General features: G+C 41.3%; 12 protein-coding genes. 6 read left to right on the top strand and 6 right to left on the bottom strand.

What is annotated here, in order from left to right; genetic code table 11:
* Positions 1–20: 20 nt before the first annotated feature.
* Both A1QC_RS02175 and A1QC_RS02170 read left to right on the top strand, forming a co-directional pair.
* Positions 21–1,280 (top strand): aromatic amino acid transport family protein, encoded by a 1,260-nt coding sequence (locus A1QC_RS02175; protein ID WP_017024592.1) that lies wholly within the window; start codon positions 21–23, stop codon positions 1,278–1,280.
* Between the two features lie 150 nt (positions 1,281–1,430).
* On the top strand, positions 1,431–2,792 hold the full coding sequence (locus A1QC_RS02170; protein WP_017024591.1) for an L-serine ammonia-lyase: 1,362 nt from the start codon (positions 1,431–1,433) through the stop codon (positions 2,790–2,792).
* A 147-nt stretch (positions 2,793–2,939) separates the two neighbouring features.
* Here the strand turns inward: A1QC_RS02170 and A1QC_RS02165 are convergent, their stop codons facing one another.
* Together A1QC_RS02165 and A1QC_RS02160 are read right to left on the bottom strand one after the other, a co-directional pair.
* Positions 2,940–3,290: a RidA family protein gene (locus A1QC_RS02165; RefSeq protein ID WP_017024590.1), complete on the bottom strand. Its 351-nt coding sequence runs from the start codon at positions 3,288–3,290 to the stop codon at positions 2,940–2,942.
* Between the two features lie 60 nt (positions 3,291–3,350).
* Positions 3,351–3,893 carry a hypothetical protein gene (locus tag A1QC_RS02160; RefSeq protein WP_017024589.1) on the bottom strand — a complete coding sequence of 181 codons (543 nt, stop codon included), beginning with the start codon at positions 3,891–3,893 and terminating at the stop codon, positions 3,351–3,353.
* A gap of 449 nt (positions 3,894–4,342) precedes the next feature.
* Here A1QC_RS02160 and asnS point away from each other — a divergent pair, with 449 nt between their 5' ends.
* Positions 4,343–5,743 carry an asparagine--tRNA ligase gene (gene asnS, locus A1QC_RS02155; protein ID WP_017024587.1) on the top strand — a complete coding sequence of 467 codons (1,401 nt, stop codon included), beginning with the start codon at positions 4,343–4,345 and terminating at the stop codon, positions 5,741–5,743.
* Positions 5,744–5,903: 160 nt separating this feature from the next.
* On the opposite strand, the gene A1QC_RS02150 is transcribed toward asnS, so the two are convergent.
* The 4 genes from A1QC_RS02150 to A1QC_RS02135 form a co-directional block, all read right to left on the bottom strand.
* The gene (locus A1QC_RS02150) at positions 5,904–6,152 is read right to left on the bottom strand and encodes a DUF3297 family protein (RefSeq protein ID WP_017024586.1); all 249 of its coding nucleotides are present in this window, start codon (positions 6,150–6,152) and stop codon (positions 5,904–5,906) included.
* Between the two features lie 127 nt (positions 6,153–6,279).
* On the bottom strand, positions 6,280–7,482 hold the full coding sequence (locus A1QC_RS02145) for an MFS transporter (protein WP_017024585.1): 1,203 nt from the start codon (positions 7,480–7,482) through the stop codon (positions 6,280–6,282).
* Positions 7,483–7,545: 63 nt separating this feature from the next.
* A complete protein-coding gene (locus tag A1QC_RS02140; RefSeq protein ID WP_017024584.1) occupies positions 7,546–7,821 on the bottom strand; it encodes a putative quinol monooxygenase in 276 nt (91 codons plus the stop codon).
* Between the two features lie 30 nt (positions 7,822–7,851).
* Positions 7,852–8,316, bottom strand: coding sequence for an ASCH domain-containing protein (locus tag A1QC_RS02135; RefSeq protein ID WP_017024583.1), 465 nt, complete (start codon positions 8,314–8,316; stop codon positions 7,852–7,854).
* A 279-nt stretch (positions 8,317–8,595) separates the two neighbouring features.
* Between A1QC_RS02135 and A1QC_RS02130 the strand changes: the two genes are divergently transcribed.
* From A1QC_RS02130 to A1QC_RS02120, 3 genes are all read left to right on the top strand, one after another.
* The gene (locus tag A1QC_RS02130; RefSeq protein WP_017024582.1) at positions 8,596–9,786 is read left to right on the top strand and encodes an amino acid aminotransferase; all 1,191 of its coding nucleotides are present in this window, start codon (positions 8,596–8,598) and stop codon (positions 9,784–9,786) included.
* Between the two features lie 320 nt (positions 9,787–10,106).
* A complete protein-coding gene (locus A1QC_RS02125; RefSeq protein WP_017024581.1) occupies positions 10,107–12,260 on the top strand; it encodes an FAD-dependent oxidoreductase in 2,154 nt (717 codons plus the stop codon).
* An 86-nt stretch (positions 12,261–12,346) separates the two neighbouring features.
* Entirely contained in the window at positions 12,347–13,570 is a 1,224-nt protein-coding gene (locus tag A1QC_RS02120) for a bifunctional alpha/beta hydrolase/OsmC family protein (protein WP_017024580.1), read from the top strand.
* Positions 13,571–13,630 lie beyond the last annotated feature (60 nt).

Genomic DNA, 13,630 nt, shown 5'->3' with positions numbered 1-13,630 from the left:
AAAATTAAGAGAATTCAATAATGCAAACTAACACAGTAAATACTGCTCAAGAGCCTTCTACGGTATCAAGCAAGTGGACCTACAAAGACTTTTCTTGGGTCTTATCTTTATTCGGTACCGCCGTTGGTGCTGGTGTTCTTTTTCTTCCAATTAAAGCGGGTGCGGGCGGTTTTTGGCCACTTGTCATTTTGGCATTAATTGCCATGCCAATGATTTGGCTGGCTCACAAAGGTCTAGCTCGTTTCGTTCTTTCCGCTAAAAACCCAAATGCTGATATTACCGATACTGTCGAAGAACATTTTGGTAAAACTGGCGCAACGATTATTACTTTTGCTTATTTCTTTGCCATTTACCCTATCGTCTTAATCTACGGTGTGGGCATTACCAATACGGTCGATTCATTTTTAGTCAACCAACTCGGATTTGAATCTATTCCTCGTTGGTTATTATCTGGTGCTTTAATCAGTTTAATGACTTGTGGTGTGATCTTTGGTAAAGAATTGATGCTAAAAGTGACATCAATGATGGTGTACCCGCTTGTCTTCATTTTATTAGCGCTTTCTATTTTCCTTATTCCAGAATGGAATACTTCTATGGCTGAAGTAACACCAAACTGGGGTGAAATGCCAAAAATCATCTGGCTTGCCATTCCAATTATCGTTTTTTCTTTTAACCACAGCCCTATTATTAGCCAGTTTGCTAAAGAGCAACGCCGTGTTTATGGTGACAACGCGGTAAAGAAAACCGATATGATCACTGGCGGAGCAGCAACAATGCTAATGGCATTTGTTATGTTCTTTGTATTTTCAGTGGTGCTTTCTTTAACACCAGAGCAATTAGGTGAAGCTCAATCGCAAAACATCAGTGTTCTGTCTTACCTTGCAAACATTCACTCTTCTCCAATGATTTCGTATTTAGGGCCTATCGTTGCTTTTGCTGCGATCACTTCTAGCTACTTCGGCCACTTCCTTGGTGCTCATGAAGGCTTGGTGGGTTTAGTGAAATCACGTTCAAACATGACTGAAACAAAAGTTAACAAAGTATCGTTATTGTTCATCGTGTTAACCACTTGGGTCGTTTCTATCATCAACCCAAGCATACTAGGTATGATCGAATCAATGGGCGCACCAATGATTGCAGCCATTTTGTTTATCATGCCTATTTACGCAATGCGTAAGGTTCCAGCAATGGCGAAATTTAAAACATCACATTTTGCACAAATCTTTACAGCAATGTGTGGTGTTGCAGCTATTACTTCTGTAATCTACGCCTCTTTTTGAAATATGACGCTGTCTATATAGATATTTCAACTATAATTCAGCTAATCAATGTGAAGTCTCAGAAACAAAATAACAAAGCTGTTATACATGAAGCAGCATAGTAAAAAAATTAAAGCCTCTTAATCCAAGAGGCTTATCAGAGGTAATAACATGATCAGTGTTTTTGATATCTACAAAATTGGCGTTGGCCCTTCTAGCTCTCATACTGTTGGCCCAATGAAAGCCGGTAAACAATTTATTGATGATCTTCATGGTCTTGGTAAGTTGCATGATATTACAAAAATTACTGTCGATGTTTACGGTTCATTATCACTGACAGGGAAAGGTCACCATACTGATATCGCAATCATTATGGGTCTGGCAGGTAACACGCCAGAACACGTAGATATTGACGCCATTCCGAGCTTTATCGCTCGCGTGAATGAAACGGAACGCTTACCGCTTGGCGTGCATTGCCATACGGTTGATTTCCCAAAAGAAGGTGGAATGAACTTCCAGAAAACCAATCTTTCTTTGCATGAAAATGGCATGACCATTCATGCGTGGATTGGTGATGAAGTGGTTTTTTCTAAAACTTACTACTCTATTGGTGGTGGTTTCATTGTCGATGAAGAGCAATTTGGTAAGAAAGTAGAATCAGCTATTCAAGTTCCTTATGAGTTTAATTCCGCTAGTGAACTTCTGAGTCTATGTAAAGAACACGGTTTATCAATCAGTACGTTGGTAATGAAAAATGAGAGTGCACAACATTCGCAAGATGACGTTCACACTTACTTTGCCAATATTTGGAAAACCATGCGCGACTGCATGGAAAAAGGTATGAATACGGAAGGTATTTTACCGGGTCCACTGCGTGTTCCTCGTCGTGCATCTGCCCTTCGCCAACAACTACTAACGTCTTCAAATACATCAACAGATCCAATGGCAGTGATCGATTGGGTCAATATGTATGCGTTTGCGGTTAATGAAGAAAACGCTGCCGGTGGTCGAGTAGTAACCGCGCCCACTAACGGTGCGTGTGGCATCATCCCAGCTGTTTTGGCTTACTACGATAAATTCATCCAAACCGTCACGGAAAAAGATTACATTCGTTATTTTGCCGCTTCCGGTGCAATTGGTGGCTTATACAAACAAAATGCCTCTATTTCTGGCGCTGAAGTGGGTTGCCAAGGTGAAGTGGGTGTGGCGTGTTCTATGGCTGCAGCGGGTCTTGCGGAACTTCTCGGCGGTAGCCCTGAACAAGTTTGCATGGCGGCTGAAATCGGCATGGAGCATAACTTAGGCTTAACCTGTGACCCAGTTGCTGGCCAAGTTCAAGTTCCTTGTATCGAACGTAACGGTATCGCGGCCGTTAAAGCAATTAACTCAACTCGTATGGCAATGCGTCGTTCATCTGAGCCGCGTGTATCACTTGATAAAGTCATCGAAACCATGCTTGAAACTGGTAAAGACATGAACGCTAAATACCGTGAAACATCACAAGGCGGCTTGGCGGTAAAAGTTATTTGTTGATATTAGGCACGAAATTCTAGGTCCTAGAAAAAACAAAGGCGCACGAAGTGAAAACTTACGTGCGCCTTTCTTGTTATGAACTTCTTGTTATGATCAGTGTATCGCTAACGGCAAACACTCTATGATCCAGTATACAAGGGAGTACTTTTAGCCTGCTGCCGCTACAAATGCGATTTCTACCAACAATTCTGAATTAGCTAATTCGGCTTTCACACACGCTCGACTTGGTGCGCATCCTTCAGGAAACCATGCTTCCCACTCTTTATTAAAGGCGTCGAAATTGGCAAAATCAGTGATGTAGATGGTGCACGACAATACACGAGATTTATCACTACCAACACTGGCTAGCATTTCTTCTGCTTGAGCAAAAATTTGTTGCGCTTGACCACGAACATCCGCGGTGGTGTCTGAATCCGCTACTTCAACAAAATGCGCAATACCATTATAAACGGTCACATCTGACCAACGTGCGCATGGGTTAATACGGGTAATGCCCATGTAATCTCCTAACTTATGACTTTCTGTTAAATTACTTTTCTTTCATTGTGTTGCTGAACATTACTTGGGTTCGAGTATCGCCTTCAAATTTGCTTCAAATGCAAAGCTAACTGGCTGTTCAACAATGATGGTGCAATTATCTTGATCACCGACAAGGTGTAAGTTTAACGGTGCTTGGCTCGCTTGTTCTAATTGTTTGTCGGAAAAACGAACGCCAACGTATTCATACACCACACTGTCGGACTTCACATCTGGTTGGTAGATTTTAACATCGTAAGTTTCGCCCTTATCATCAAAGGCTTTATTTAATTCGTAAGCGCCACGAGAAGATTTCAACCTTACATATAATTCTGTTTGGTGATTTCCATTCTGATAAACCGAAGTACGATAGCGGTAACCTACCCCATCAAATTTATCGTCACATTTTGCCCAATACGAAGCAGTTTGAAGATCGCGGCTTTTGGTGATCGGATCGATTTGATAAGTCATATTTTCATTAACATCAGTGGCCGATCGTACCGACACTTGATCGCCATCAATGCTAGAACAACCAGCAAGCAGACCAGTAAACGATAAAGCTAATATCGTAGAGTATTTTTTCATGCTACGTTCTCAAAATTAGGGGGTACTTTTAAAGATAGCCATCAAAGGATTGGTTCGAAAGCAATAAAATAACAAATATTGTCTACTTAAGTAACTTTAATCGGTAACAAGATTAACCTGTAAACAAGCACTTTACGCTATCAAACATTGAACTCAAATCGCCATTCTCACATTTCTTTTATCGCTATTTTTGCCTCCTATCGCATCAAATGAAATTCAAACCATGAAAAATGCAACGAAACGCACAATAAAGGTTGAAGCAGATGCTGTGATAGGTAATATGTCATTACTTGCCACTATGAAATATATCGAATATTTTTCGAACAATAGTGCTAATAAATCATAAAATAGTTTGCTCACTCTACCCTCGGAAATGACACCTTTAGCTGTAACCACAGTTTTCGGTTAATCCTGAACCGAACGAGCATTTAATGGAGAATACACATAACATGACTTACGCGCCTGTAACAGACGTATTAAGCGGTAAATTACCAGTAGACAGTGAAGTTACTGTCCGTGGCTGGATCCGTTCACGTCGTGATTCCAAAGCTGGAATCTCTTTCCTTGCCATTTACGACGGCTCTTGTTTCGACCCGATTCAGGCCGTGGTCCCTAATGAGTTAAATAATTACAATGATGAAGTCCTAAAGCTGACAACCGGTTGTTCTGTTGAAGTGACGGGGACCATTGTTGAATCTCCAGCAAAAGGTCAAGATTTTGAACTGGCTGCGACCGCAGTAAAAGTGGTTGGTTGGGTTGAAGATGCCGACACATACCCAATGGCAAAAACTCGTCACTCAATCGAGTACTTACGTGAAGTGGCTCACCTTCGTCCACGTACTAACGTGATTGGTGCAGTTGCTCGTGTTCGTAACTGTTTATCTCAAGCCATTCACCGTTTCTACCATGAGCAAGGTTTCTTCTGGACATCGGCTCCGCTTATTACCGCATCTGATGCCGAAGGCGCAGGTGAAATGTTCCGTGTATCAACTCTGGATCACAACAACCTTCCGTTAGACGACAAAGGCAATGTTGATTACAACGAAGATTTCTTCGGTAAAGAAACTTTCCTAACCGTATCTGGTCAATTGAATGCGGAAGCTTACGCATGTGCATTAAGTAAAGTGTACACTTTCGGTCCGACTTTCCGTGCGGAAAACTCAAACACCAGTCGTCACCTTGCAGAATTCTGGATGGTTGAACCTGAAATTGCGTTCGCGGATCTGAATGACGCAGCAAAACTGGCTGAAGACATGCTGAAGTATGTATTTAAAGCGGTACTTGCTGAGCGTCGTGATGATCTTGAGTTCTTTGCTTCTCGCATTGATAAAGAAGCCATCACGCGTCTAGAGCAATTTGTTGACGCCGATTTTGCTCAAGTAGATTACACCGATGCCATTCAAATTCTAAAAGATTCAGGCCGTAAGTTTGAGTTTGATGTTGAATGGGGTATCGATATGTCTTCTGAGCATGAGCGCTACCTTGCTGAAGAACACTTCAAAGCACCGGTTATCGTGAAAAACTACCCGAAAGACATCAAAGCTTTCTACATGCGTTTGAATGACGATGGTAAAACCGTTGCGGCCATGGACGTTCTTGCCCCTGGCATCGGCGAAATCATCGGCGGTGCACAACGTGAAGAGCGTTTAGATGTACTTGATGCTCGTATGGTTGCAATGGGTATCGACCCTGAGCACATGTCTTGGTACCGCGACCTACGTCGTTACGGCACAGTTCCTCACGCTGGCTTCGGTCTTGGTTTTGAGCGTCTAGTGTCTTACGTAACTGGTATGGGCAACGTTCGTGACGTGATCCCATTCCCACGTACACCACGTAGCGCAAACTTCTAATCTTTTTAAAAGATAAATAACGCCATACTAAAAAGCCCGCTCAATATGAAATTGAACGGGCTTTTTCTATTACTGATTCAAGTAAGTGTCTTTAATAACCAATCTCTATGCCCAAAACTGCAGCTTCAAGTAAAAGGGTTATCACGATCAAATTAAAGAATTAGATATAGAAAGCTTCAACCGTGCCTTTTAATGTGATCAGCATTGGCTGACCAAAGCGGTCTTTTGCTTTTGGTGAAGCAATTTTCACCCAGCCTTCACTGATGCAATATTCTTCAACATCAGTACGTTCTTTACCATTAAAACGAATGCCAACTTGGTGATCAAAACATTCCGCTACGAAATGAGGGCTACGAGAATTCCCAGAAAGGCGATCGGGTAAGGTTGGTTTTGAATTAGTATCGCTCATGCTTATAGACCTGAAATAAATAAAAGTGCGCCATTGTAGACAATACATGCCTGACGCTCAAGACTTGAATCGTTTAGGTTTCTAACTGCTTAAGTTTCTAAAGGCTTATATTTACAGCGACTGACCATTAATCAATAACCGTTTTACGCCCAGCCAATAAACCTATTGAACCTGCAGTGGCACATACTATCACTATCATAATAATGACTGCCCCCCACCCATTTTGAATACTATGCAAATAGCCACCTAACATTGGGCCAATTGCTGCTAATGAATAACCAATAAACTGCGCCATCCCAGATAAGGTCGTTGCTTGTAGTGGGCTACTGGTTCTTAAGCTAATAAAAGACAAACCAAGAATAAACCAAGCGCCCGAGCACAATCCTAATAAAAATGACCAAGCATATGAAAATTGGGGTAAATATAATAAGCCTACCGAACACACTCCTGCGATGAAACAAATGCTGAACGCGGGTAGACGTTGGTCATTTAATTTAGCCATAAGAGGAATAATAAAAATGCCCGGTAATGCGGTACCGATTTGAAAGACACCATGAACAATACCTGCTTCTTCAGAGCTAAACCCCGTTTGAATCAATATACTCGGCAACCAAGCTATTACGGTATAAGTAAAATAAGATCCTAGTCCTAAATACAAAGAAACTTGCCACGCTAGTGCTTTATTCCATAAATTGACTGGCTTAAGATCCGAATTATTAACTGTTGTTGGCTTACTGTTATGCGGTAATTGCGGTAACCAAAAAATCATTGCGATAAACGTTAAGATGGAAAGTGCCGCCAGTGCACCTTGCCAGCCTAATTGATAATCATTGGCTAATGGAATAGAAAAAGCAGATGCAGCCCCCGAAGCAATCCCCATCGCAAGCACATAACTGGATGTCATAATGGCGACTTTCATTGGAAAATCACGTTTCACAACAATTGGCAGTAAAACATTACCAATGCTGACCCCAACACCAATAAGTGCAGTGCCTATAAAAAGCGCGCTGACATTACCTACCGAACGAAACAACAACCCAGCAGCGATAAGTACCAGGGCTGAAAAAATGGTGTACTCAAGACCAAATTTTTTGGCTAAATAGGCAGAGGGTGGCGCAAATAAAGCAAAACCAATAAGTGGTAAAGTGGTAAGCATGCCAGCTTGAGTTGCCGATAATTGAAATGATTGAGAAATCAAATCAATCATAGGTGCAATACCTGTCACCGGAGCTCGTAAGTTAGCTGCGATCAAAAGCACACCAATCACTAAAATCATGGTTTTATTTTTCGGGCTCATCAAAGGTTTAGAAGTGCTAGGCGATGTTGGCATGGTTTTCTCTATCGTTATTATTGTATGAGAAGTGAAACACGAATAACGATGAAGCTCAATCTTCTACTGAGTTATTTCGTAATACCGTTTAACATTGGTGGTCACTTTTCCCCAATGTGAAGCTTTCACCCTCTTTTGGTGTAATTCAAAAGCAGCTGTATCAATAAACTCTTCATATACATTAAATTTTTGTGGATTCAATGTGCATTGGGTGACATTAAAGACTAAACACCCGGGCTCTTCTAAAGTGAGACGCTGATGATTCACTAACTCAGCTAACACAACAGACAAATCCTTTGTCGGTATTATTATGTGCCCTTTTAAGGTGACTTTTGACATGGATATTCATTCCTTATTTGACATAAATACTCAAGGGTAGACTTTTTTAAAACGCTCACAAACTAACATCATGGTGTCATCAAATTCGATATTTTCTTGTTGGCACTCTTTTTCGAAAAAATCTCGATGGCTCATTTTCCAGTGATCCAAGCTTTTATCTCCTTCACCTTCTTGGAAAGCGAATTCTTCAGTCATAGCATTGAATGGTATTTCAAATACTTCTGTTGTTTCAATAATGCATTGAGGTTCACCTTGCCAGTTAAGAACTACCTGTAAGTGACCAACCGTGGGTACCGGTTCATTGGCAACGTCATACCAATATTTCAAACTACAGGTTGCGGTTTTTTCGCCTTTTACCACAAGATCTGCACAAGTATTTGCATCTTTCTCTGTTGAACAAAAATAATCAGCACTAAATGAGGTGTAACGACGGCGTAGATTTTCATTAAGAGCAAAGAGGTAATGGTTTAAAAATGATTTGGTTTGAGGTGTCATAGTCCAGTCCTTGGATTCATTCGAATAATGAAGAGTAAACGCAACTTGTGATCCTGTCATGACGTTATGAATTTTAAAGATTAAAAATGTTAACAATGACCATAAATGTCGGGTTATTTTGTTCAAAACTCGTCTTTACTTTAAATTTCTAGAGTAGATACGCATTGTAAGTAAATTAATTACACTGAATGCCCTTTGTTATAACGATTTACGGTTGTATCCGCGCGCTTATGGCGGTATAAATAATCGAATTATTTACTCATTTACATGGATGGAATTATGTTTGAAAAAGTACCTGCTGCACCTGCTGACCCGATTCTTGGTTTAACGGAAGAATTTAAGAATGATTCTCGTGATACTAAAATCAACTTAGGTGTAGGTATCTACAAAAACGAAGATGGTCAAACACCGGTTCTTGCGACAGTGAAAAAAGCAGAAGCTACTTTATTAGAATCTGAAAAAACCAAGTCTTACCTAACAATTGAAGGTACAGCTGAATATGGTCTAGCCGTACAAAAATTATTGTTTGGTGCTGATTCTAAGATTGTTACTGAGAAACTCGCAAAAACAGCCCAAGCACCGGGCGGTACGGGTGCGCTTCGTGTAGCGGGTGAATTTATCAAGCGTGAATTAGACGCCTCTAAAATTTGGATCAGCAACCCAACGTGGGCGAACCATTTTAGTGTGTTTGAAGCAGCGGGTCTGGAAACAGCGCAATACAATTACTACAACGCAGAAACCCACGATAAAGATTTTGAAGCCATGCTCGCAAGCCTTCAAGAAGCCCAAGCGGGTGATGTCATCCTTCTTCACGGTTGCTGTCATAACCCAACAGGCATCGATCCAACTGCTACTGAATGGGAACAACTGGCTAAACTGTGTGCAGAGAAAAATCTATTGCCTATGTTTGACTTTGCTTACCAAGGTTTTGCAAAAGGTGTTGAAGAAGATGCCTCTGGTCTTCGTACTTTCGCACAATATTGTGATGAGATTTTAGTGGCAAGTTCGTTCTCTAAAAACTTCGGTTTATACAATGAACGTGTTGGTGCTTTCACATTAGTGGCAGCGACATCAGAAACGGCAACCACCGCATTTTCTCAAGTGAAGAAAATCATTCGTTCAATCTACTCTAACCCACCGGCACACGGAGCAGCAGTAGTAACACAAATTTTGAACGATGGAGCCCTTCGCGTAGAATGGGAACAAGAAGTCGCTGAAATGCGTGACCGTATTCAAGAGATGCGTACCCTATTCGTTCAAACGTTAAAAGATGAAGGCGTGACTCAAGATTTCAGCTTCATTGAATCTCAAAACGGTATGTTCTCTTTCTCTGGTTTAAATAAAGATCAAGTGGCTCGTTTGAAAGATGAATTTGCTATCTACATTGTCGGTTCTGGTCGTATCAGCGTTGCTGGCATGACCAAAAATAACATGGGCCCACTTTGTAAAGGTATCGCAGCCGTTTTATAGCGTTTTTCCTTACGTATATCGTATCAAGATAAAATTGCCCCTAAAGACCAGCACCTGCTGGTCTTTTTTATTTGTTTACATTCATCGTTACTTTCGTTAATTCCTACAGTCCAATCCATTCATCCAGCACATGTTTTATGGATTCGATAGCAGCCTTACCTTCAATGTATCGTAGGAAACATCTGAAAAAAACCAACCAACTCAAAACAAAGCTGCAAAAATTCCTGATAAATGTGAAAGTTTTACCTATGAACGCCTTTCTACTGAATTAGCCCATCTAATTTGTGCTTTGATTGGAATATCACTTACTGGAAATATGTATGCTTAAAAAATTGATAATACTCGCTACTGCAATCTTACTTATAGGATTGTTTTTCGCTTTTGATTTACACCAGGTTTTAACCTTAGATGGGTTAAAGGCCCGCATGGATGACTTTAGCAACTGGCAACAGCGTTCCCCTGTATTGGTCGCAGTGGGCTTTTTTCTAATTTATGTATTAGTAACCGCACTTTCATTACCAGGTGCAGCAATACTCACACTGGCTGCTGGTGGATTATTTGGTTTAGCCACTGGTTTAATCATTGTTTCTTTCGCATCAACCATTGGTGCAACACTCGCATTCTTAGTATCGCGTTACTTGCTAAGAGAGTCGATTGAAAAGAAATTCTCTGCACGTTTAAAACCAATCAATGAAGGTATAGAAAGAGACGGCGCATTTTACTTATTCACTTTACGCCTAGTCCCTATCTTTCCATTTTTCTTAATTAACCTATTAATGGGTTTAACTAAGATCAAAACCATTACCTTCTACCTTGTAAGCCAAATTGGGATGCTTGCTGGTACGGTTGTGTTTGTAAATGCCGGTACTCAACTGGCTCAACTGGATAGTTTACAAGGCATTTTATCTTTCAACTTACTATTCTCTTTTGCATTACTAGGAGTCTTCCCTTTGGTAGCGAAATCGATCATCTCATCAATCAACAAACGTCGCGTCTATGCAAAATGGACAAAACCTAAAAAATTCGACCGCAATATGGTAGTCATTGGCGGTGGTGCAGCAGGTTTAGTGAGCAGCTATATTGCCGCTACCGTTCGTGCAAAAGTCACGTTAGTTGAAACTCATAAAATGGGTGGAGACTGCTTAAACTATGGGTGTGTTCCAAGTAAAGCGATCATCAAAAGCGCCAAAGTGGCAGAGCAGTTCCGCCATGCTGAAAATTACGGTCTGGATAACCACAACCCTACTTTCTCAGTTAAAAAGGTCATGCAGCGTGTGCACGATGTTGTGGCTCAAGTAGAACCGCATGACAGCATTGAACGCTACACAGGTTTAGGCGTAGAAGTCAAAACTGGATATGCCACCATCATTGACCCTTGGACAGTTGAGATCAAAGCTCAAGATGGCAGCACAGAACGCTTAACCACTCGCAGTATTGTTATTGCAACCGGTGCGCGTCCATTTGTTCCGCCACTGCCTGGTTTAAATGATGTGGGTTATGTCACCAGTGATACGTTATGGGAAACCTTTGCCGAACTCGATACCCCACCAAAACGCCTTGTTGTATTAGGCGGTGGACCAATCGGTTGTGAACTATCCCAAAGCTTTGCTCGTCTTGGTTCAAAAGTGATTCAAGTTGAAATGGCTGATCGCATTATGCTACGCGAAGATTTAGAAGTATCTGAGCTTGCACATAAAGAATTAACAGAAAGCGGTGTTGAGATCCTAACTGGTCACAAAGCACTTCGCTGTGAACTGCAAGGTGATAAAAAAATCATTGTTGTAGAGCATGAAGGTCAAGAAATTGAAATTGAATTCGACCAACTCCTTTGCGCTGTGGGTCGCTCTGCTCGCCTTGAAGGCTATGGGCTTGAAGAATTAGGTATTGAAACCAACCGTACTGTCCAAACTAACGATTACCTTGAAACCTTATACCCGAACATTTTTGCCGCGGGCGATATTGTCGGTCCTTACCAGTTTACCCACGTTGCCGCGCACCAAGCTTGGTTTGCTGCTGTGAATGCTCTATTTGGTACCTTTAAGAAGTTTAAAGTGGATTACCGAGTGATCCCTTGGACAACCTTCATCGACCCAGAAGTAGCGCGCGTAGGCTTAAATGAGACAGAAGCAAAGCAACAAGGTATTGACTACGAAGTCACGCGCTTTGAATTTGAAGAGTTAGATCGCGCTATTGCTGAAAGCAGCACCAAAGGTTTCATCAAAGTGATCACACCGAAAGGTAAAGACACGATTTTAGGTGTGACGATTGTTGGCCAACAAGCCGGTGATTTGATTGCGGAATTCGTTCTTGCAATGAAGCATGGCTTAGGCTTAAACAAAATCTTAGGCACAATTCACGCTTACCCTACTTGGGCGGAAGGAAATAAATATGCCGCTGGTGAATGGAAGCGAAACCATGCACCACAAACCATCTTAAATTGGTTAGAGAAATATCATACTTGGCGTCGTGGTTAAGCCACGCCAATATTTGGGGAGAGATTATCTTTCCCCTTATTTATTAATAATGTCTCTTACCTTATTCGATAAAATCAGGAATTGTTATGCCAGTACAAAAGAAAAAACTTACCTTTACTAATTCTCAAGGCATTGAGTTAGCTGGGCTTCTCGAATTGCCAGAGCAGCCTACCGCCTTCGCATTGTTTGCCCATTGCTTTACCTGCGGAAAAGATGTGTCATCTGCCTCTCGTATTGCTAGAACACTCGCAAGCCAAGGCATTGCTGTTTTTCGATTCGACTTCACAGGGCTTGGCAGCAGTGATGGTGATTTTGCCAATACTAACTTTTCTGCCAATGTTGAAGATCTTGAATCAGCAGCAAGTTACTTGCGTCAAAACTACCAAGCTCCTGACTTTTTAATTGGTCACAGTTTAGGTGGAACTGCTGTGCTTGCCGTTGCCGATAAAATCCCTGAGATTAAAGGTATCATCACCATTGGTTCCCCTGCAGAACCAAGTCATGTACTCAAGCAATTTGCGAATGATATTGATGAAATCGTCGAACAAGGATGTAAACAAGTCGATTTAGCTGGTCGTCCGTTTTCTATCAAAAAGCAATTCATTGATGATTTGCAAGAATATACTTTAATCGATCGTATCGCGAATTTGCATAAACCATTATTGGTTTTCCATTCTCCTATCGATAAAACCGTTTCAATTGAACAAGCCAAGAAAATCTACACCGCAGCGAAACATCCGAAAAGTTTTGTTAGTTTAGATAAAGCGGATCACTTGTTAATGAACAAGCAAGATGCAGAATACGTTGCAACAACGATTCAAGCTTGGGTACAACGCTACCTTACCATTTCAAGTAAGATCGAAGCGCCAACCACACAAGTTGAAAGTGGTCACGTTGTGGTAACAGAAAAAAACCATGCATTCTTACGTAACATCATTACCGACTCACATGAATTCCCATCCGATGAACCTATACGAGTTGGTGGCAGTAACTTAGGGCCGACCCCTTATGATTTACTATTAGCCTCGTTGGGATCGTGTACCTCAATGACATTACGCATGTACGCTAACCAAAAGAAATTCAATATCACTAAGATTGAAGTCAAACTGCGCCATGACCGTGTTCATAACGAAGACTGCCAAGCCTGCCTTGATGGAAAATTCGTTCAAGATGTCATTTATCGTGAATTGATCATTGAAGGTGATATTACTGAAGAACAACGCCAACGCATGCTACAAATTGCCGATCGCTGCCCTGTTCACCGTAGCCTACATAATGAAATCGATATTCAAACCGTGTTAGTCGATTAATCGTTAGAGTCTTGAAGCTCTAGCTAACCAATATAAAACGATGTGAGCTTTCTTTAATGA

Origin of the sequence: Vibrio rumoiensis 1S-45, from assembly GCF_000286955.2 — a bacterium.
Taxonomy (GTDB): Bacteria; Pseudomonadota; Gammaproteobacteria; order Enterobacterales; family Vibrionaceae; genus Vibrio; species Vibrio rumoiensis_A.
Note: the sequence above shows the minus strand (reverse complement) of the source record. Positions and strands in the feature narration are given on the sequence as shown.

Bases quoted from the DNA above. Each gene is read 5' to 3' on its own strand.
- A1QC_RS02130 (WP_017024582.1), top strand. From the start codon at position 8,596: ATGTTTGAAAAAGTACCTGCTGCACCTGCTGACCCGATTCTTGGTTTA.
- A1QC_RS02125 (WP_017024581.1), top strand. From the start codon at position 10,107: ATGCTTAAAAAATTGATAATACTCGCTACTGCAATCTTACTTATAGGA.
- A1QC_RS02145 (WP_017024585.1), bottom strand. From the start codon at position 7,482: ATGCCAACATCGCCTAGCACTTCTAAACCTTTGATGAGCCCGAAAAAT.
- A1QC_RS02170 (WP_017024591.1), top strand. From the start codon at position 1,431: ATGATCAGTGTTTTTGATATCTACAAAATTGGCGTTGGCCCTTCTAGC.
- A1QC_RS02175 (WP_017024592.1), top strand. From the start codon at position 21: ATGCAAACTAACACAGTAAATACTGCTCAAGAGCCTTCTACGGTATCA.
- A1QC_RS02120 (WP_017024580.1), top strand. From the start codon at position 12,347: ATGCCAGTACAAAAGAAAAAACTTACCTTTACTAATTCTCAAGGCATT.
- A1QC_RS02150 (WP_017024586.1), bottom strand. From the start codon at position 6,152: ATGAGCGATACTAATTCAAAACCAACCTTACCCGATCGCCTTTCTGGG.
- A1QC_RS02160 (WP_017024589.1), bottom strand. From the start codon at position 3,893: ATGAAAAAATACTCTACGATATTAGCTTTATCGTTTACTGGTCTGCTT.
- A1QC_RS02140 (WP_017024584.1), bottom strand. From the start codon at position 7,821: ATGTCAAAAGTCACCTTAAAAGGGCACATAATAATACCGACAAAGGAT.
- asnS (WP_017024587.1), top strand. From the start codon at position 4,343: ATGACTTACGCGCCTGTAACAGACGTATTAAGCGGTAAATTACCAGTA.
- A1QC_RS02165 (WP_017024590.1), bottom strand. From the start codon at position 3,290: ATGGGCATTACCCGTATTAACCCATGCGCACGTTGGTCAGATGTGACC.
- A1QC_RS02135 (WP_017024583.1), bottom strand. From the start codon at position 8,316: ATGACACCTCAAACCAAATCATTTTTAAACCATTACCTCTTTGCTCTT.